The organism is Nonomuraea sp. 10N515B, from assembly GCF_052245915.1.
Lineage (GTDB): Bacteria > Actinomycetota > Actinomycetes > Streptosporangiales > Streptosporangiaceae > Nonomuraea.
Genome location: NZ_JBQQBQ010000108.1, coordinates 1 through 18,251, shown reverse-complemented (window position 1 = coordinate 18,251; position 18,251 = coordinate 1). Strand labels below are relative to the sequence as shown.

14 protein-coding genes are annotated in these 18,251 nt (G+C 68.2%); 10 read left to right on the top strand and 4 right to left on the bottom strand.

Annotated features, from left to right (window positions below; all coding sequences use genetic code 11):
• Nucleotides 1-348: 348 nt before the first annotated feature.
• Entirely contained in the window at nucleotides 349-1,053 is a 705-nt protein-coding gene (locus ACTWQA_RS56065; RefSeq protein ID WP_443166966.1) for a TetR/AcrR family transcriptional regulator, read from the bottom strand.
• A 48-nt stretch (nucleotides 1,054-1,101) separates the two neighbouring features.
• Here ACTWQA_RS56065 and ACTWQA_RS56060 point away from each other — a divergent pair, with 48 nt between their 5' ends.
• From ACTWQA_RS56060 to ACTWQA_RS56040, 5 genes are all read left to right on the top strand, one after another.
• The gene (locus ACTWQA_RS56060; protein ID WP_443166965.1) at nucleotides 1,102-2,124 is read left to right on the top strand and encodes a hypothetical protein; all 1,023 of its coding nucleotides are present in this window, start codon (nucleotides 1,102-1,104) and stop codon (nucleotides 2,122-2,124) included.
• A 102-nt stretch (nucleotides 2,125-2,226) separates the two neighbouring features.
• Nucleotides 2,227-3,828 carry an FAD-dependent oxidoreductase gene (locus ACTWQA_RS56055; protein WP_443166964.1) on the top strand — a complete coding sequence of 534 codons (1,602 nt, stop codon included), beginning with the start codon at nucleotides 2,227-2,229 and terminating at the stop codon, nucleotides 3,826-3,828.
• A 136-nt stretch (nucleotides 3,829-3,964) separates the two neighbouring features.
• Entirely contained in the window at nucleotides 3,965-4,834 is an 870-nt protein-coding gene (locus ACTWQA_RS56050) for a GNAT family N-acetyltransferase (RefSeq protein WP_443166963.1), read from the top strand.
• A gap of 144 nt (nucleotides 4,835-4,978) precedes the next feature.
• Entirely contained in the window at nucleotides 4,979-8,098 is a 3,120-nt protein-coding gene (locus ACTWQA_RS56045; RefSeq protein WP_443166962.1) for a Tn3 family transposase, read from the top strand.
• 269 nt (nucleotides 8,099-8,367) lie between these two features.
• On the top strand, nucleotides 8,368-9,132 hold the full coding sequence (locus ACTWQA_RS56040) for a DinB family protein (RefSeq protein WP_443166961.1): 765 nt from the start codon (nucleotides 8,368-8,370) through the stop codon (nucleotides 9,130-9,132).
• Between the two features lie 413 nt (nucleotides 9,133-9,545).
• Here ACTWQA_RS56040 and ACTWQA_RS56035 read toward each other — a convergent pair whose 3' ends face one another.
• A complete protein-coding gene (locus tag ACTWQA_RS56035) occupies nucleotides 9,546-9,944 on the bottom strand; it encodes an MmcQ/YjbR family DNA-binding protein (protein ID WP_443166960.1) in 399 nt (132 codons plus the stop codon).
• On the opposite strand from ACTWQA_RS56035, the gene ACTWQA_RS56030 reads away from it, so the two are divergent.
• Together ACTWQA_RS56030 and ACTWQA_RS56025 are read left to right on the top strand one after the other, a co-directional pair.
• Entirely contained in the window at nucleotides 9,945-10,190 is a 246-nt protein-coding gene (locus tag ACTWQA_RS56030) for a TrmO family methyltransferase domain-containing protein (RefSeq protein ID WP_443166967.1), read from the top strand.
• A gap of 214 nt (nucleotides 10,191-10,404) precedes the next feature.
• Nucleotides 10,405-11,274 carry a recombinase family protein gene (locus tag ACTWQA_RS56025; RefSeq protein WP_271217648.1) on the top strand — a complete coding sequence of 290 codons (870 nt, stop codon included), beginning with the start codon at nucleotides 10,405-10,407 and terminating at the stop codon, nucleotides 11,272-11,274.
• A 156-nt stretch (nucleotides 11,275-11,430) separates the two neighbouring features.
• On the opposite strand, the gene ACTWQA_RS56020 is transcribed toward ACTWQA_RS56025, so the two are convergent.
• Nucleotides 11,431-12,477 carry a hypothetical protein gene (locus tag ACTWQA_RS56020; protein WP_443166959.1) on the bottom strand — a complete coding sequence of 349 codons (1,047 nt, stop codon included), beginning with the start codon at nucleotides 12,475-12,477 and terminating at the stop codon, nucleotides 11,431-11,433.
• Nucleotides 12,478-13,361: 884 nt separating this feature from the next.
• On the opposite strand from ACTWQA_RS56020, the gene ACTWQA_RS56015 reads away from it, so the two are divergent.
• A complete protein-coding gene (locus ACTWQA_RS56015) occupies nucleotides 13,362-14,717 on the top strand; it encodes an FAD-binding oxidoreductase (RefSeq protein ID WP_443166958.1) in 1,356 nt (451 codons plus the stop codon).
• A 9-nt stretch (nucleotides 14,718-14,726) separates the two neighbouring features.
• On the opposite strand, the gene pdxR is transcribed toward ACTWQA_RS56015, so the two are convergent.
• Nucleotides 14,727-16,151 (bottom strand): MocR-like pyridoxine biosynthesis transcription factor PdxR, encoded by a 1,425-nt coding sequence (pdxR, locus tag ACTWQA_RS56010; RefSeq protein ID WP_443166957.1) that lies wholly within the window; start codon nucleotides 16,149-16,151, stop codon nucleotides 14,727-14,729.
• Between the two features lie 168 nt (nucleotides 16,152-16,319).
• Here pdxR and ACTWQA_RS56005 point away from each other — a divergent pair, with 168 nt between their 5' ends.
• Nucleotides 16,320-16,535, top strand: a complete 216-nt coding sequence (locus ACTWQA_RS56005; RefSeq protein WP_443166956.1) for a hypothetical protein — start codon at nucleotides 16,320-16,322, stop codon at nucleotides 16,533-16,535.
• A gap of 17 nt (nucleotides 16,536-16,552) precedes the next feature.
• Entirely contained in the window at nucleotides 16,553-17,365 is an 813-nt protein-coding gene (locus tag ACTWQA_RS56000; RefSeq protein WP_443166955.1) for an MBL fold metallo-hydrolase, read from the top strand.
• Nucleotides 17,366-18,251 lie beyond the last annotated feature (886 nt).

Here is an 18,251-nt window from a genome sequence, read left to right as displayed (position 1 = left end):
GGGGACTGCTTGGGGTCCTGCTGTGGTCCTGCCACCTGCTCCAACCTCTTCCAACGGGTGATCAAACTACCCGCGGCTGATAGGTGTTTCGGACCGGGACTGGTTCATTAGCTCTGACGCGGATGGGTGGCCGAGGCCATGCGAGCAGCCATCAACCACCCCTTCATGACGAACACGGTTGAGGCCGCGGCAACCTGTGACACAGAATTTGAGGTCTCTGTCACATATCAGGCGTCATAGTCGCACGAGGGCGGGCGCGGTCTGATTGGTGCTGTTCGGCGGGCTTCCTGCGCGCCAGCGACGATTCAGCGGCAGATGTTGGGACGCCGTTTCCTTGAGGCAGGGAGTTCACTGATGCCGGCAGCGGAGCGCTCGTTGCTCGGCGGCGTCGAGTGCGGGTGTGAGGGGTGCGAGCGTGGTGCGAAGGAGGTCCGGCAGCGAGCCAGACGGCACGACGAGCCCACTGATTGCGGAGGACGAGGCAGTCGTTTGCAGCCACTGCTCGATCGCCACGCGAACTGCGGCGGCCACGCTCGCCGCGAGCACCCGTGCGGTGTGCGGGTCACCATCGCCGAGACGTTCGGCGATCGCGTCGGTGAGGGGATGTTCGATCGCGGTAGTGGTTTCGACGAATGCGTCGCGCAGCGCGGGGCGGGTGATGATCAGCAGCAACGCGTCCCGGCCGGATTCGTCCGGGGCGGTGTACTGATCCACGATCGCCTCGATAACGGCGTCGGCGAGGCCGACGCCGGCGGGCCGGTCGGCCACCGCCGCCGCGACTCGCGCTTCCCGTTCGCCGGCGACGGCGGCGACGATCGCGTGTTCGCGGCTCGAGAAGTAGTTGTTGTACGTCCTCGGTGAGACGCCGGCGGCCTCGGCGATGTCATCGACACGCACGTTGTCCGGTCCACGCTCAAGAGCCAGCCGCAGGGCCGCCGCGCGCAAGGCCTCTCGGGTGGCCTGCTTCTTCTGTTCGCGCAGCCCCGTCCGTCTCGTCGTCACCGTCTCAGCATTCCAGTTTTGATGCGTGTACGCAAATTTGCGTGCACGCATTTTTCTTCTTAGCCTGGGCGTCCTCATCCCACAGGAAGGATCAATTCAATGAGGGCCAAGGGCATCAGCTACGACACCGGTTTCGTCCGCAATGGCGGGTTCTCCCGTGAGCGCTTCGAGCCGGACGTGGTCAAGCGTGAGTTGGAGATCATCCGGGACGACCTGCACTGCACCGCGGTCCGCGTTATCGGCGGTGATCCCGAGCGGCTGGAACTGGCCGCGACGTACGCCGCCGACCTCGGCCTGGAGGTCTGGTTCTCGCCCTACCCCCTCGAACTGACCGCCGAGGAGACGCTGTCGCTGTTCGCCGACTGCGCTGAGCGGGCGGAGCGGATCCGGCGGCGGGGCGCCGAGGTCGTGTTCGTCGCCGGCGCCGAGCTGAGCCTGATGAACAAGGGATTTTTACCAGGCGACACCCAGGAGGACAGGCTCGGACTGCTGACTCAGCGGGATCGCCTGGCCGAGCGGGTCGGCGAGCTCAGCGCACGGGTCAACGACTTCCTCGCCGGCGCGGTCGCCCTCGTTCGCGAGCGATTCGGCGGCCGGATCACGTACGCCGCCATCCCGCTCGAGCGCGTCGACTGGGCACCCTTCGACATCGTGGGCGTGGATCTCTACCGGTCGGCCGAGGTCGCCGACCAGTTCGCCGAGGGCGTCCGTACGCTCGTCGCGCAGGGAAAGCCGGTCGCGATCACCGAGTTCGGCACCGCCGCCTACCGCGGTGCGGGCGACAGGGGCGGCCGCGTTCTGGAGGTCCTCGAATTCGATCAGGAGACCGGCGCGCCGGTCCGTTTGAATAGCGAGTACGTCCGCGACGAGGCCGGCCAGGCCACGTACGTGCGCGAGCTGCTGGAGATCTACGACGCCGCGGGTGTCGACAGCGCCTTCGTCTTCGTCTTCGCGCTCAACAACTTTCCGCACCGCCCCGACGGCGATCCCCGCGACGACCTAGACCTGGCCAGCCCCGGCATCGTCAAAGTCCTCGATGACCGCCGCGGGGACACCTACCCCGACATGCCCTGGGAACCCAAGGCTGCCTTCACCGCCCTCGCCGAGTACTACTGCGGCTGAAGACCGCACTCCCCAGCGAGCCGCACCGGCCACCGCCCGCCTGCCGGGCGCTTCAGCGCTTCATCCGTCCTGCCCCTTTTGCGGGCGAACAAAGGAGTACACATGATCACAGATGTCGTCATCGCCGGCGGCGGTCCGAACGGGCTGATGCTGGCCTGCGAACTGAGCCTGGCAGGGGTCCGGCCGGTCGTGCTGGAGCGGCTGCCGGAGCCGAGCGAGGAACCGAAGGCGAACGGATTGCTCGGCCAGGTCGTGAAAATGCTCGACCGCCGGGGGCTGTGTGAACGTCTCAGTGGTAGCCCAGAACCGCCGCAGCCGAACTCCACGTACTTCATGTTCGGCGCGATGGGCCTGGACCTGAGCCTGCTGGAGGACAGCCCCATCTATGCCCTGCCGGTGCCACAGCGACGCATCGTGCAGGTTCTGCAGGAGCGCGCCATCGAACTGGGCGTGGAGATCCGGCGGGGACATGAGGTCGTCGGCCTGTCGCAGGACGACGACGCGGTCACCATCGACGTCGCGAGTCCGGGCGGGGCCTACCACCTGCGGGCTCGGCACCTTATCGGCGCGGATGGAGCCCACAGCACCACGCGCAAGCTCTCCGGCATCGGATTCCCCGGCATCACCTACGACCGGATGACCGTGCGCTCAGCGCATGCGACGGTCCCGGCGGACTGGGTCGATCCTGCGACCGGTGCGCTGAACGTGCCCGGCTATGGCGCTGTTTCCCCGTTCATGCCCCATCGCACCGAGCGCGGAGGGTTCTCCTACGCGCCGATGCCTGGCCACCCGCCGCTGGTCAGCACCACAGAGTGGGACCAGCCCACGACGGACGCTCCGATGAGCCTCGACGAGTTGCGGGCGAGCATCCGCCGCGTGCTCGGCGTCGACGTGCCGCTTGGTCCGCCCGACGGCCAAGGACCGCACGCGCTGCGCCGGCTGACCGGCGGTAACACCCGGGTCGCCGAACGGTTCGCCGACGGCCGGGTGTTCCTGATCGGTGACGCCGCCCACGTGTACGCCGCCACGGGGGGCGGTCCAGGGCTCAACCTCGGCCTGCAGGACGCGGTCAATCTCGGCTGGAAACTCGCCGCCGAGATCCGGGGAAGCGCCCCGTCCGGACTGCTGAACAGTTACGAGACAGAGCGGCGATCGGCCGCCCAGCGCATGGTGCTGAACGCGCAGGCACAGGCGGCCCTGATCGCCCCCGGCAGCGATGTCACCGGACTGCGCGAGGTGTTCACCGAACTGCTCCGCGACCCGAGCACCGTGCAGCGCCTGGCCGAACTCACCGCGGGCGCCGACGTCCGCTACGCCATGGGCGGACGCGAGGCGCACCCGCTGGTCGGCCGGTTCGCCCCGGACATGGAACTGCACACCCCGGCGGGTCCGGTCCGGCTGGCCGAGCTGACCAGAACCGCACGTCCCCTGCTGCTCGACCTGACCGAAGGAGCATCGCTAGCGGAGACACTTGCCCTGCGCCACGACCAGGTCGATATCGTCGCGGCGCGCTCCCAGGCCCCCGCGCCCACCGCCCTGCTCCTTCGACCGGACTGCTATGTGGCCTGGGCATCCGCATCACCCCGGCCAGATCCCATGGAGATCGAAACACTCCGGGCAGCCTTGCAGCGGTGGTTCGGTGTCGCCGAAGGGACTGTACGGGTTTCTGGACAGGCCCGTAGCCGGCGGCCAGAGCATCGGTGACGACCTGCTCGGTCTGGTCGGCGGGGACCTGAAAAACGCCGAAGCCGAGGATCGGCATCTGCACGCCGTTGTTCAGAGTGACCGCCGACGGGAAATTCCGGTGCGGAGGGTCGGTGGGGTGGTGTGTGATCGGGGGATGGCGATCGAGATGGGCAGGCCGGGGGTCGACGGGCTCCGTGACGTGGTGCGGGTGTTGGGGGAGTGGCAGTACGACGGAGGGCCCGTGCAGTTGCATCCGGGGGATGTGGGGTGGTTCTGGCGATTCGGCGCGGAGCGGACGGCGGAGGCTTTGCGGATCTGGAGCCGGGCTGGGGAGGTTCTGGCGGTCGGGCTGCTGGATGGTGCGCAGTTGCTGCGATTGGCGTTCGCGCCGGAGGTGTTGCGGGACGAGGAGTTGGCGCAGCAGGTGGTCGAGGATGTTTCGGCGCTTGAGCGTGGTGTGCTGCCCGAGGGCGAGGTGTACGTCGAGGCGACGATGGGTGCGCTGGTCCAGGACCTGTTGTTCAAGGACGGCTGGGAGAATGGCGAGCCGTGGACACCGCTTCGGCGCGACCTCGGCACGCCTGTGCCGGATCCCGGCGTACGCGTCGAGGTGATCGGCCCGGAACAGGCGCACGAGTGGGCCGCGATCCTGCGGGCGTCGTTCGACGGGTCCACGTTCACCGACGAGCGCTGGCACGCGATGGCGGCAGGTGCGCCGTACGTCGACGCGCGGTGCCTGCTCGCTCGCAACGAGCAGGGCGAGGCGGTGGCGGCCGTGACGGTGTGGTCGGCGGGTGAAGGCAAGCCCGGGCTGATCGAGCCGATGGGCGTGCACCGGGCACACCGCCGTCACGGTTACGGCAAAGCGATCACAGTCGCCGCAGCGCGCACACTCCAGGAATTGGGTTCGTCCAGCGTGGACGTGTGCACGCCGAGCTCCAACGTCAGCGCCGTCGCCACCTACCAGTCGGCCGGCCTCGAGCAGTTGCCCAAGAGACGGGACCTGTACCGCAGCGCTTCTTGAGCTTTCCTGGAGGACCCCGGGGTTGAGGAACAGCGGTACAGCCATTAGCGGTGAGAATGATCTTGGCGTTTTCGCTGGTCGTGAGCACTACAGTTCGATCACGATGCGGACGAACCAGCCGATCAGGTAGCTATCGTCCGCTTCATGCCGGTTGAGTTTCTGACGGATGAGCAGGCTGCGGCGTATGGGACGTTCGCCGAGGTGCCGATGCGGTCGGAGCTGGAGCGGTTCTTCTATCTGGACGATGTCGACCGGGACTTGATCGCGTTGCGCCGCACGCGCTCGCACCAGCTCGGGTTCGCTCTCCAACTGACGACGGTTCGCTACGTCGGGCTGTTCTTGGAGGATCCGCTGGAGGTGCCGTGGCCGGTGGTGGAGTACCTGGCCGAGCAACTCGACATCGCCGATCCCTCGTGGGTGAAAGCGTATACCCGCCGCAAGCAGACGGCCTACGAGCATGCGTGGGAGATTCGCGACGCCTACGGCTACAAGGTGTACGAGGATCACGAGATGGGCCGGAAATTCCGGACCTTCCTCCACGGCCGGGCGTGGATCCACGCCGAGGGACCGGTCGCTCTGTTCGACCACGCGGTGGGCTGGCTGCGCCGGCATCGGGTGCTCTTACCCGGCGTCCATGTGCTGGCCCGGCAGGTCTCCGAGGTCCGCAAGGCAGCGGAGAGCCGGCTGCACGCGACGGTCGCCAAGGCCACCCGCCAGGTGGATCCGGCGCTGCCCGGCCAGCTACTCGCACTGCTGGAGATCCCGGAAGGCAAGCGATGGTCGGATCTGGAGCGGCTGCGGAAACCACCGACTCGCAACTCCGGCAGCAGCCTGGCCAAGGCGCTGCATCGGGTAGAGGAGATCTCCGCCTTCGACCTGGGACGGCTCAAGCTCGCGCATGTGCCGCCGAACAGACTGTCGGCACTGGCTCGGCAGGCGATGAACAGCAAGACCTCCAACCTGGGACGGCCCAGCGAGCCCAAGCGCACCGCGCTGGTGTGCACCCTGGTGCGTCACCTGGAAGCGATGGCCATCGACGACGCGCTGGATCTGTTCGCGCTGCTGATGTCCACCAAGCTGATCAACCCGGCCCGGCGCGGGACCGACAAGGAGCGCCTGGCCATGCTGCCGAAATTGGAGAGAGCCTCCCGGATCCTGGCGAGGGCTTCCCGGGTGTTGATCGAGCGGCTGCAGGCGGTGGAGGAGACCCAGACGGACCTGGATGTCGCCGCGTTGTGGGCGGCGGTGGCGACCGTAGCCTCACGCGCCGAGGTACATCAGGCGCTCGAGCAGGTCGAATCTCTGATCAGCCCAGAAGACGATGGCGGCGACAGTGCGATGCGACGTGCGCTGACCGACCGCTACAACACGGTCCGACCGTTCCTGACGCTGCTGGGTGAGTCGCCGGCGCTGGGCGCCGCCTCCGGCGGCAAGCGGGTGCTGGCCGCGGTACGGCGGCTGCCTGCGCTGGCCCGCCGCAAGGTGAAGCAGCGGGCGCTGCTGCCCAAGGAGATCGATGAGAAGCTGGTGCCGCCGATGTGGCGGCGCGCCGTGTACGCCAACCCCGACCTGCTGGCCGGGTCGGTCGATCGCGATGCTTATGTGATGTGCGTGCTGGAGCAGCTCATGCGGGCGCTGCTGCGGCGTGACATCTTCGCCTCACCCTCGCACCGCTGGTCCGATCCTCGCGCCCGGCTGCTGGACGGAGCGCAGTGGCAGGCGGTCCGCGAAGACGTCCTGGCGGGTCTGGGACTGGAGGTCCCGGTGATCGAGCATCTGGCTGAGCGGGTGCACGTGCTGGATGCCGCCTGGCGGCAGATGGCCGACCGACTAGAGGAAGCGGGCGAAGAGGCCAAAATCTCCATCGTGGTCCCGGAGAGGGGACGCCCCAAGCTGAACGTGGAGCGGCTCGGCGCGCTGGGCGAAAGCGAGATGCTGCGCTGGCTACGGGCGACGACCGCCGCGATGCTGCCCCGCATCGATCTGCCGGATCTGCTGTTCGAGGTGCACTCCTGGACCGGATTCCTGGACGCCTTCGTCCACGCCGCCGATGGCTCCACTCGGATGGAGGATCTGGCTACCTCGCTGGTGGCGTTGCTGACCAGCGAGGCCTGCAACATCGGCCTGTCTCCGGTGATCAACTCGAATGTGCGGGCACTGACGCGGGACCGGCTGGCGCATGCGGACCAGTACTACCTGCGCGGTGAGACTCTGGCGGCGGCCAACGCGCTGCTCATCCAGGCCCACAGCGAGGTGCCCATTGTGAACGGCTGGGGCGGCGGGCTGCTCGCCTCGGTCGACGGGCTGCGCTTCGTCGTGCCCAAACGCAGCATCAACACCGGGCCGTCGCCGAAGTACTTCCACTTCAAGCGCGGACTCACCTGGCTCAACGCGATCAACGACCAGGTGTCCGGGATCGGGCAGATGGTGGTGCCCGGCACCCCGCGCGACAGCCTGTACATTCTCGACACCCTGCTGAACCTGGACGGCGGCATCAAGCCGGAGCTGGTCACCACCGACAACGCCTCCTATTCCGACATGGTCTTCGGCCTGTTCGACATCCTCGGCTACCGCTTCTCACCTCGCTTCGCCGACCTGGTCGACCAGCGGTTCTGGTACGCCGACCTGCCCGACCAAGCCCGTGGCAGCTACGGCCCAGTGGACGCGCTAGCTTGCAACAAGATCAACCTTAAGAAGATCATCACTTGGTGGCCGGACATGCTGCGCGTGGCCGGGTCGCTGATCACCAACCAGGTCCGCGCCTATGACCTGCTGCGCATGTTCGGCCGCGAAGGCCGCCCCACGCCGCTCGGGCAGGCCTTCGAGGAGTACGGCCGCATCGCCAAGACTCTCCATCTCCTCGCCGTGATCGATCCGGTCGATGACACCTACCGGCGCCGGGTCAACCGGCAGCTCACTATCCAAGAAGCCCGCCACACGCTGGCCCGGGAGATCTGCCACGGTCGGCGCGGCCGTATCCACCAGGCGTACCGTGAGGGCCAGGAGGATCAGCTCGGATCCCTCGGCCTGATCCTGAACGCGATTGTCCTGTGGAACAGCCGCTACCTGGATGCCGCCGTGGAACAGCTGCGTGCCCATCCGCCCAAAGACCGAGAAGTGCTCGACGAGGACGTGGCCCGGCTCTCACCCCTCGGCTATAAGCACATCAACACGCTGGGCCGCTACAACTTCATCGCCTCCCAGCCCGGCGAAGGCCTTCGCCCGCTACGAGACCCCTCCCAGCACGAAGAAGACGAGGGCTGATTGCAGGCCTTAACCCGCCCATGAGGGGTCGTAAGTAAGAGGCATGCGCCCAGCCGCCAAATTCGTGATCATGGCGACCCCGTCCGACCTTGTCCAGGATCGGGATTTCGTTCCAAATCACTCCGACCCCCTCAACCGTGCGGGCAAGATCGATCGTCGAGCGCTCGCCAAGATGCTCGATCCCGCACTCCCCCACCCGGACGCAACACGCAACCCTCACGTTGTGCCATTCACTGGCACGGGCGGGACGGATACGGGAAACTGTCCCAATGCCTGCTGAGTACACCCAAAGTGACCAGTTCCGTGGTGCCCGCATCCACCTGAGCGACCTCTCCGGCCTCGAGATTCGCGATTGCGACGTCACCGGCCTGAAGATCGTGGACTGCTATGGGGGCAACGTCTCCCTCGGTGGCGGCTTCGAGCGTGTCGTTGTCAACGACGTCGACGTGACCGCCTACGTCGAGGCCGAGCTCGACCGGCTGCATCCCAACCGGGTGCTGGCCCGTGAGGCCACGTCCGCCGCCGAATACCGGGCCGCTTGGGATGCCATCGAGAAGCAATGGGAGGAGACGCTCGACCGCGCCAGGCGCCTACCCGAGGCGAAGCTGCACGAGCAGGTCGACGGCGAGTGGTCGTTCGTCGAGACGCAGCGGCATCTGCTGATGGCCAGCGATGCCTGGATCGGCAACGCCGTGCTCGAGGAGGACGCGCCGTACCACCCGTTGGGCCTTCCTAGCGGCGGGATGCCGGCCGAAGCATCGGCGAAGCTCGGGCTCACCCTCGATGCCACCCCGACGCTCGACGAGGTACTCGCGCCGCGGCTCGCCCGCATGGCCACGATGCGCCGGGTCGTCGACGAGCTCACCGAGGCCGTGCTCGATCGGGTGTGTGGTCGCAAGCCGGCGGACCCATATCCGGACCGGGAGTACGTCGTGCGCCGCTGCCTCACGGTGGTGTGCAAGGAAGAGGCCGAGCATCACCGGTATGCGGTCCGCGACCTCACCGTGCTCGAGGCCGGTGCCCGAACCGAGTGAAGGCGCGTCCCGGCAATGGACGGCGATCTCGCGATCCTGCGCTTGACCAGCCCATCTTGCTGTCGGAGCCCCTCATCGCACCCGCGCTGCCCAGCCAGGGCGCGGTGCCGACCGGCGAGGTAGTCACGACCGGCTACGGAAAGACCAGCAATGCGGGCTTCCCCAACGAACGACGCGAGGTCTTCCTCGATGTCACGCCGCGGTGGACCTGCGAAGGCGATCACGCCCGGAATGAACTGCACCCGCAAATCCGGCCAGACGGCCGGAGCATGCGGCACTGGGTGATGTCGTCATCGGAATCGTCTCCTGAAATATCTCTGGCCAGTCGGCAACCCGACCTATCCCACCGTGAATAGGAATGTTTCTCAGCACCGAACCTGGATATGGTGCAACGTGGGGAGGTACCCGGCGGTTCATCCACCTGCCTTCAGCCGGAACGCGAGGCGGCGGGGCGCCTGCACGCGATAGCTGTCCGTCACCAGCTCGGCAACCTCGACCCAGTCCGTCTCGTCGTCCAGCACCATTCCCACGACATTCACACCCCAGTCGGCCCGGAAGAACGGAGGGCCGGCATGCGCCAGCGCGGCCAACTCCCCGGGCGGCGCCCGGAAGGTCATCAGGATGGCCGGATCGTCCAGATCGATGTAGGCCGACCCCCTCACGTCGGTGGTGTAGACGTGCAGGAACGTCCGCCGGCGAATCCGCCACCGCAGGCCGATCCACGCCGGCTCCTCGTACGCCTCGGGCAGCTCCCCGCAGATCACCCGGAGCCGGCCCACAACGGCGGGTGGAACGTCCGCGATGTCGCTCATCTGTACCTCCCGCGCCCATCCTGCCCGCCGGGTAGGACATCAGCACATCAGAGTCTCCGGGGTTGGCGGGGCCGCGCCGACGTCATAGGACTATCGGGCCCTGGGCGCGCGCTTCACGTGGCCGATCTTGACGCCCTGGATGGCACGCCGGTGCTGGACATCAAACCGTACCTCCGCGAGTTCGCGCCGCAGGACGAGGTACGGCAAGCCCCCTGGGCAACCAACCTGATGCATCAGTACTACTAAAACTGGATCGCGGGCCCCGGAAGATCTCGTCCCACAGAACCGGTCGGCTGAAGGCTGGGCCCGCGAGATCACTTCCGGTCGATCCCGGCGGGCGTTTCATAGACGAGCACACATGAAACAGTTCTCACCGGAGATCACGAACAGGGCATTCGCCGTTTCATAGGTCGTTTCAAAACTGTAGCCACATGAAACGACCCCATGAAACACTCGCCGGGTGAATGACGGGTACCTCAGCGTGGAAACCCACGGCTGCCCCATGTCCAGCTGTGCCGCGCCCGCCGGGTCACCTTGCCGGACCAGCAAGGGCAGGGTGGCGATCAACTACCACACCGCCCGGTTCCGCCTCGTCCCCTCGCTCGCCAAGGCCCTGACGGTTGTCACCCCCCCGATCCGCAAGCCGGGCACTCCGTGGGTCGAACTGCCCCGCCCCGCAAGCTCCGGGGCCGAGCTGAGCGGGCACGTCCGGATCGGGTACGCTCGCGCGTCCACAGCCCGGCAGTCGCTCGACACCCAGCTCGACTCTCTCACCGCCGCGGGCGTGACGAAGATCTTCTCCGAGAAGATCTCAACCCGCGCCGTCAGTCGTCCCGAGCTCGACCGTGCGGTGGAGTTCGCGCGGGAGCTGCGGGCCGCCAGCCTCGGTGTCACGCTAGTGGTCCACGAGCACAAGCGCCTCGGACGCGGCCTGGCCCTGGCTGAGCTCGCCGAGCAGCTCAAGTCCTATGGCGTCGCCCTGGAATTCCTCACCGGCGAACTTCAGGGCAACCACGACCCGTCCGGGATCGTGTTCACCGTGCTCGCCGCGCTTTCCGGCATGGAACGCGAGTACATCCGCGACCGCACCCTGGAAGGCCACGAGTCAGCCCGTACCCGCGGCCAGACCATCGGCGGCGCCACCGTCACCGACGACGCCATGCTCTCCCTGGCCCTCCACCTGCGCGAGAAGAACCTCAGCCTGCGCGAGATCGCGGCCAAACTCGTCATCACCAAGGGCAAGAAGAAGGGCCGACATCCCTCACCCGCGACCGTCCTGCGGATGCTCCGCGAACACGACGAAGCCGATGAAGATCATTCTCACCGCTAATGGCTGTACCGCTGTTCCTCAACCCCGGACCCCGCCCAGTCCGGCGCCCGCACGCCGCGGTGTACGACGCCATCCGGCTTCTGGCCCCAGCCGACAAGCTCAGGTCCTGCAGCCAGAGAAGCCGAAGAGGCGTAGAGGAGCCCACGGGATCTTTCCTTAAGCCGGGCAGGCGGGGGCCGTCTCGGCCGGTGTGCTGTCGCGGAGCGCGCGAATGTGGGTGAGGAGGTCCTTGGTCTGGCGGTCCTCCTCCAGCCAGGTGTAAACCGGGGCGAACGCGACGCGCAGCTCCCGCACCCGCTCGGGGCCGGCAGTCACCAGTTCGATTGCACCGCGCCGGCACAGGGCGCCGATCGCCTCCTGCTCGAAGGACCTGATGAACTCGATGCTCTCCGGCACCGCCGCCAGCGCGGCCCGGCGCAGCAGGTCGCGCTGGTCCGGGGTGAGGGCGTGGCGGCTTGCGACGATCGTGAGCGGTCGCGGCCACAGGCTCACGTCCGCTGTCAGCGACCGCAGCGTCCCGTCATACCGGTTGCCCCGCACGGCGGCGATCTGCAGCTCCACCCCGTCGAAGCCGTCCACCGGCGCGCCCTCGAACGCATAGGGCACCGCCGTGGCCCCCAATGCCGCCAGGCTGCGCGCCGCCACTTCCCCGGCGGAGATGGCGATCCCCGCGCCCTTGTAATCGGCCGGGCCGAGGAAGCGTCGTTCCACGCGGGCGGGCCTGCGCAGCGGGCCGGGCAGGATGCCGATCCCCTCCAGCCCCAGCACCGCGGGTCCCTGAAGCATCTGCGAGGTCAGCCCGGCCTCGCCCAGGACGGCCTGCTCCAGCGTGAGATCGGCTATCTCCAACGGCGCCAGCAGCGCGTCGAAGGAGCGCACCCCGAGCCCGTGCCAGACCCGGGCTCCGACAACGCCCAGGGTGTACGTGCCGGCGCGCACCTCCCGCACCAGGCCGGCCTCGGCTTCCGGATCGTTCGCCTGCCAGCGGCGCGTGGCCTCGATCCGCACCGCACCGCCCGACAACCGCTCGACCTGGGCGACGAAGTCCTCCACCTCCGCGGCATCCCGGATGCTCACCATGGTGAGCACCATTGGCTCGGCCGTACCCGCGCCTCCCGCATTGTCGCCCGTGCCCGCCGGCCCACACCCCGTCAGCACGAGCAGCACACAGGCCAGCGCACCGACCGTCTTCCTCCACAGCATGAGAGATCTCCTTCCCGGCCTTCGAGTGCTTGTCCAGGCCTGGCGTCGGCGGTCGTCGACGCCACGGTGGATGCATGGGTGGAAGCCGTCCGTATCATGATCGGCGGGGAGGCGGCCAGTGATGTCGTGGCCGGTGTACCGATCGTGGCCGGGCAACCGGGTGCAGGACATCCGAGCTAGCACTGGATCTGTCCATCGGGAGTGACACCGTGGAGGCCAAGCGGGTCGCGCTGCCGGTGTGCTGGTGCACACCGCCCAGGCGCGGGCGCGTGATGATCTGGCCGGTGGTCATGGTTGCTCCTTCGGCACACAGGAGCGCGGCCCGTTCCGGAGACCGCGCCCGCCGGCGGCAGGCGGTCAGGCGACGGGAATCCAGGTGAACCGGCCGTTGGGACCAGGTTCGGCCCGCCCGAAGACCACGTCGGCGAAGTGGCCACCGTAGCCGATGGTGTCGGGCGGCTCAGTTCTTCGACCAGGCGGCGGCGATGCTCGGCGGATTTTGCGGGGTCGTGGTCGATCCCGCAGGACCATTCGGGGTGGGTGACCTGGACCGGCGTGTGCAGGGCATCGCCGAACGCGATGAGCACCATCTTCAGGGACTATCTCCACGGGATGCCGGTAAGAATCGAGCCAGGCGCCCAAAGGCGACCGTGCGTGACCGGGAGTTCCGAAACCAGCCCTCGGCGGGTTGCGCGGTTGCGCACCGTGATCTGCGGCTGCGCGGCCGCGGCCCCCATCTCGACCAGCGCGCTGGGCGCGAAGGCCCGGCAGACACCGGGTGCGAACTCGATGAGCAGATCCTCGATCGGACCTTGAATTGGTCCTCAATTGGCCTACAGGATCGGACCTTATCCAGTGTACCGATTCCTGTCAGGCTGAGTGGCATGGCAACGACAGCGACCCGCTTCGACGGCCGGCTCCTCACGCCTGGCGACGCCGGCTACGACACCGCCCGTACCGTCTGGAACGCCATGGTCGACCGGCGTCCACGCATGATCGTCCGCGCGGCGGGCGTCGCCGACGTGGTCGCCGCCGTGCGGATGGCCCGGGAACTGGACCTGGAGATCGGCGTGCGCTGCGGCGGCCACAACGTCGCCGGCTTCGCCGTGCCGGACGGTGGTCTCATGATCGACCTGACGCTCATGGGGGGCGTGCGGATCGACCCGGCCCGTCGCCGGGCCCGGGTGCAGGGCGGCGCGCTGCTCGGCGCGCTGGACCGGGCGTCCCAGGCGTACGGCCTGGCGACCACCGCGGGCAACGTCTCGCACACCGGCGTCGGCGGGCTCACGCTCGGCGGCGGCATGGGCTGGCTGGCCCGCCAATACGGCCTGGCCTGCGACAACGTCGTCTCCTACACGATGGTCACCGCCGAGGGGGACGTGGTGACCGCGAGCCGCACCGAGAACCCCGACCTGTTCTGGGGCCTGCGCGGCGGTGGCGGCAACTTCGGCATCGTCACCGAGTTCGAGTTCCAGTTGCATCGCATCGGCACGCGGACGCTGGTCGCCGAGTTCGACTTCCGCGCCGAGGACGCCGTCCCGGTCATCGAGGGCTGGCGCGACCTGAACGCCGTCGCGCCCCGGCAGGCGACGTTCACCGCCAGCGTCGGCAGCGGTCCCGCCGGCCCGATCGCCACGCTGGGGTTCGTGTGGGTCGGCGACCCGGACGAGGGCCGCCGGCTGCTGCCCGCGATGCGGGCGCTCGGGCGTCCCGTCGCGTCGCGCGTCACCACACCCTCCTACCTCGAACTTCAGCAACGCGACGACTCCACCGGCGGTCACGCCTACCGCCGCTATTCCAAGGGGAACTACCTGCGGAGCTTTCCCACCGCGGCGATCGAGGCGTTCCTGCTGCGCGGCGGCGCCGACCTGAGCGCGAGCCTGGACCTGCCGGGCGTCGGCCTGCAGGCGCACGGCGGCGCGATCGCCGATGTCCCGGAGGCAGACGCGGCGTTCAGTCACCGCGGCACGATGTTCGAGTTCGGTGCCGGCTCCCGCTGGACCGACCCGGCCGAGGACGACACCAGGATGGGTGCCGCCCGCGCCGCCGGTGCGTCGCTCGAGCCGTACGCGAGTGGGGTGTATGTCAACTCGTTGACGGCCGACGAGCTGGCCGATGGGCAGCGCGGCGTACGGCGGGCGTATTCGGCCGCGAAGCTGGCCCGGCTGACCGCGGTGAAGACCGCGTACGACCCGGCCAACGTGTTCCACCTGAACCAGAACATCCGTCCGGCACTGTGACGGGCCACGTCAGGATCGTCGTACCTCCCGGATGGCCGTCGCCAGCAGCGCGACCCCCTCGGCGATGACCCTCTCGCCGAGGATGGCGTAGCCGAAGATCAGGCCACCGGGCCCGGCACCGTCGATCCGGAACGGCCCGACGCCCTGGATGCCGAGCCCGTGCCGGGCGGCTGCCGCCACCACCGCCGCCTCATCGAGGTCGGGCGGGAGCCAGGCGACCACATGCTGCCCGGCGGCGATTCCGGCCGGTTCCAGATCGGGCAGATGGGTGCGCAGGGCGTCCAGCAGCGCGTCGCGGCGGCGCCGGTACACCGGACGCATCCGGCGCAGGTGACGGTCGAACTCGCCGCGGGCGAGGAAGTCGGCGAAGGTCAGCTGGTCGATGACCGACGAACCGCGGTCGGCGAGCACCTTGGCCGTGGAGACGTCGGTCACCAGGTGGGCAGGCGGCACCAGCCAGCCGAGCCGCAACCCCGGCGCGAGCGTCTTGCTGGCCGTACCGCAGTAGACGACGTGATCGGGCGCGAGGCCCTGCATGGCGCCCACCGGCGAGCGGTCGTAGCGGTATTCCGCGTCGTAGTCGTCCTCGATCACGATCGCGCCGCGGCGTTTCGCCCAGCGGATCACCTCGGCCCTGGCCGCCGCCGACAGCACCCCGCCGGTTGGCCACTGGTGCGACGGCGTGAGCACGACCGCGTCGGCGTCGGCCCGATGGAGCGCGTCGACCTGAACGCCGTCCGGACCCACCGGGATGCCGACCACGTCCAGTCCCGCGGCCCCGGCCAGCACCCGGGCGTCGTCGTCGGACGACGGGTCTTCCAGGGCGATCCGCCTGGCGCCGCGCCGCGCGAGCACCTGGATCAGCAGCGCGATGCCCTGCCCGTAGCCGTTGCAGATCACCACGTTGCCGGGGACGGCCAGCGTGCCGCGCACCCGGTTGAGGTAGTCGCACAGGGCCTCGTGCAGTTCCGGAACGCCACGCCCGTCGAGGTAGGCGAACCGGTCGTTGGGCGTGGTGGTGAGCACGGTACGAACCGAGCGCAGCCAGGCAGTCCGCGGGAACTGCGACACGTCGGTGCGCCCGTACCCGAAGTCGACCCTGAAGCCGACGCTGCGCGCGGCCGGCTGAGCCGTCGAAGCCGCGGAGCCCGCGGCGGCCGGTGGCATCGACGCGGCGACCTGGGTGTAACCGCCCGATCGGCTGGCGAGGTAGCCCTCGGCGACGAGCTGCTGGTAGGCCTCCACGATCACCCCGCGGGAAACCCCGAGCCCGGTCGCGAGGGTGCGGGTGGGTGGCAGCGACACGCCCGCTCGCAGCCGGCCGGCCCGGATGCTTGCGCGGATGGATGCCTCGATCTGCCGGTGCAGTGGCACCCCGGCGTCGCGGTCCAGCTCGATGAGCAGGTCCTCGGCCGACCCGGAATTGGTCCTCAATCGCCCCACAGGATCGGACCTTACCGGCGTGTACCAATTCCTGCCAGGCTGAGTGGTCGGGGGCGAACTATCCAGATGAGCTCCTGACCGGGGGCACGGGGACTGGGGCCATCTCTCATCTCTCTTCGACAAGTCACAAACCGCGAGCAGATTCGCAGGAGGCGACGAATGAACGACATTGAGCCGCAGACCTCAGGCGGGAAGGTGCTCTGGCACTTCACGATGTCCCTGGACGGCTTCGTGGCAGTGCCGAACCACACCACGGACTGGATGACCTGGATGTCATCTCGTCCGGGCCTGATCGACGAATACACCCACCACCCCGAGGATGCCACGCCCGCCGACGACGTCACGTTCCTGAACTGCGAGGTGTGCCCGTGCTGAGGCAAGTCGCGGAGGGTGTGCTGGTCCACGAGAGCGAGTTCGTGCAGAGCAACGCCGTTGTGGTGCAGGGCCGGGCCGGTGTGTTGCTCATCGACCCCGGGGTGACCGGCTCCGAGATCGACTGCCTCGCGAACGACCTTCGCGAGTTGGGTCAGCCCGTTGTGGCAGGGTTCTCGACGCATCCGGATTGGGATCACGTGCTCTGGCACGCCCGGCTCGGCGAGGTGCCCCGTTACGGCACGGCGCGCTGCGCGGCTTATATGCGAGATCTGCTGTCGGACGCAGGTGCGAAGGCCCGCATCGCCGACCACCTGCTCGAGACGGAAATCGCCGGGCAGGTACCGCTGGACCTACTCGGCCTCATCACCGGCCTGCCCGCCGAAACTGCGCAGATTCCTTGGGACGGCCCTCACATCCGGATCATCGAGCATCAAGCGCATGCCCCGGGCCACGCGGCGCTGTTGATCGAAGAACGCGGGGTTCTCATCGCCGGCGACATGCTCTCTGATGTCCTGATTCCGATGCTCGACAACAGCACCAATGACCCGATCGAGGACTACCTCACGGCGCTGCGGCTGCTCGAGGAGGTGGCGGACGATGTCGATGTCGTCGTCCCTGGCCATGGGTCCGTCGGCGGAGCTGATCAGGTACGCGCACGGATCAATCAAGATCGGGCGTACGTGCACGCCTTGCGTGACGGCCGGGATCCCAGCGACGACGCGCGGATCGGCCCATCGGCCAAGCCCGGCTGGGAATGGGTGAGCGACGTGCACACAGGGCAACTCCAGAGCCTCGCCCAAAGAAGCGAGCGCGACGGGACGCCCCGCTAGCGATCGGTGTGCGACACAGCCAGTACGCGTGGGTCGCCGGTCGGGCTGGTCAGCGGGGGTTGCCCTCTGCGGCGGCGAGCTGGGCGTCTGCGAGGGTCTTGCGGACGCCGCCGACGGTTCAACGGCCGAGTCTCCGATGTCGGCGCACCGATAGGGCGCCAGCCACGACCGCCGCCTGCTGCGTGTCTGCAACCCCTTCCGGCCACACCGAGCTGGACATGCGGGCCTTGAGCGTCGGCCACTCTGATCCTCCCCGAAGGGGGGTCAGCCCACATAAGCCCAAAACCCACATTGGGATGATCTTGAGTGGATCCCGTGCTGGGAGGAGGCGGCCTAGGGTCTCGATGTGCTGAAGGTGCGACGGGCGGCTGGTGCCGGTCTGGGACGATCTGAGGCATGGCGCGTGGTGATGGTGGGGTCAGGGACGGCAGGGGTAAGCCCGAGTGGCGGCCGGTGACGAGGTGGACATGATGACCGCGGTCGTGCTGGAGCAGCTGGGTGCCAATTGCGAGCAGTTGCGGACCCTGGAACATCTCTTATCTTGGGTCTCTGTACTCTTCTCGCAGGTCAGAGAGAGATGATCTTTTCTTCCACGTGTGGCACGTTGAGGCCCACCGCTCGGGTTGACGTCATGTGACCAGTGGGGATCACCGGCCCCGGCTGCCAGTACGGCGTCTCCGCGGTGAACGTCACCAGTCACTGGACGGATTCGTGCGGTCGTTCGGCTGGCGACCTCTCCGTGTCGCAAAGGTGCTTGCCACCCCGGTCTTTGCGCGGCACGCGAGCGCTTGCCGCCGGACTGGGCGGATCCTCAACATCGCCTCAACATCCGCCGCCCTATGGTCCGTGACGACCCCGATCGAGCAGAATGGCGGTCTTGATGGTT

Bases quoted from the DNA above. Each gene is read 5' to 3' on its own strand.
- ACTWQA_RS56065 (WP_443166966.1), bottom strand. From the start codon at position 1,053: ATGCGTGCACGCAAATTTGCGTACACGCATCAAAACTGGAATGCTGAG.
- ACTWQA_RS56060 (WP_443166965.1), top strand. From the start codon at position 1,102: ATGAGGGCCAAGGGCATCAGCTACGACACCGGTTTCGTCCGCAATGGC.
- ACTWQA_RS56055 (WP_443166964.1), top strand. From the start codon at position 2,227: ATGATCACAGATGTCGTCATCGCCGGCGGCGGTCCGAACGGGCTGATG.
- ACTWQA_RS56050 (WP_443166963.1), top strand. From the start codon at position 3,965: ATGGCGATCGAGATGGGCAGGCCGGGGGTCGACGGGCTCCGTGACGTG.
- ACTWQA_RS56045 (WP_443166962.1), top strand. From the start codon at position 4,979: ATGCCGGTTGAGTTTCTGACGGATGAGCAGGCTGCGGCGTATGGGACG.
- ACTWQA_RS56040 (WP_443166961.1), top strand. From the start codon at position 8,368: ATGCCTGCTGAGTACACCCAAAGTGACCAGTTCCGTGGTGCCCGCATC.
- ACTWQA_RS56035 (WP_443166960.1), bottom strand. From the start codon at position 9,944: ATGAGCGACATCGCGGACGTTCCACCCGCCGTTGTGGGCCGGCTCCGG.
- ACTWQA_RS56020 (WP_443166959.1), bottom strand. From the start codon at position 12,477: ATGCTGTGGAGGAAGACGGTCGGTGCGCTGGCCTGTGTGCTGCTCGTG.
- ACTWQA_RS56015 (WP_443166958.1), top strand. From the start codon at position 13,362: ATGGCAACGACAGCGACCCGCTTCGACGGCCGGCTCCTCACGCCTGGC.
- ACTWQA_RS56005 (WP_443166956.1), top strand. From the start codon at position 16,320: ATGAACGACATTGAGCCGCAGACCTCAGGCGGGAAGGTGCTCTGGCAC.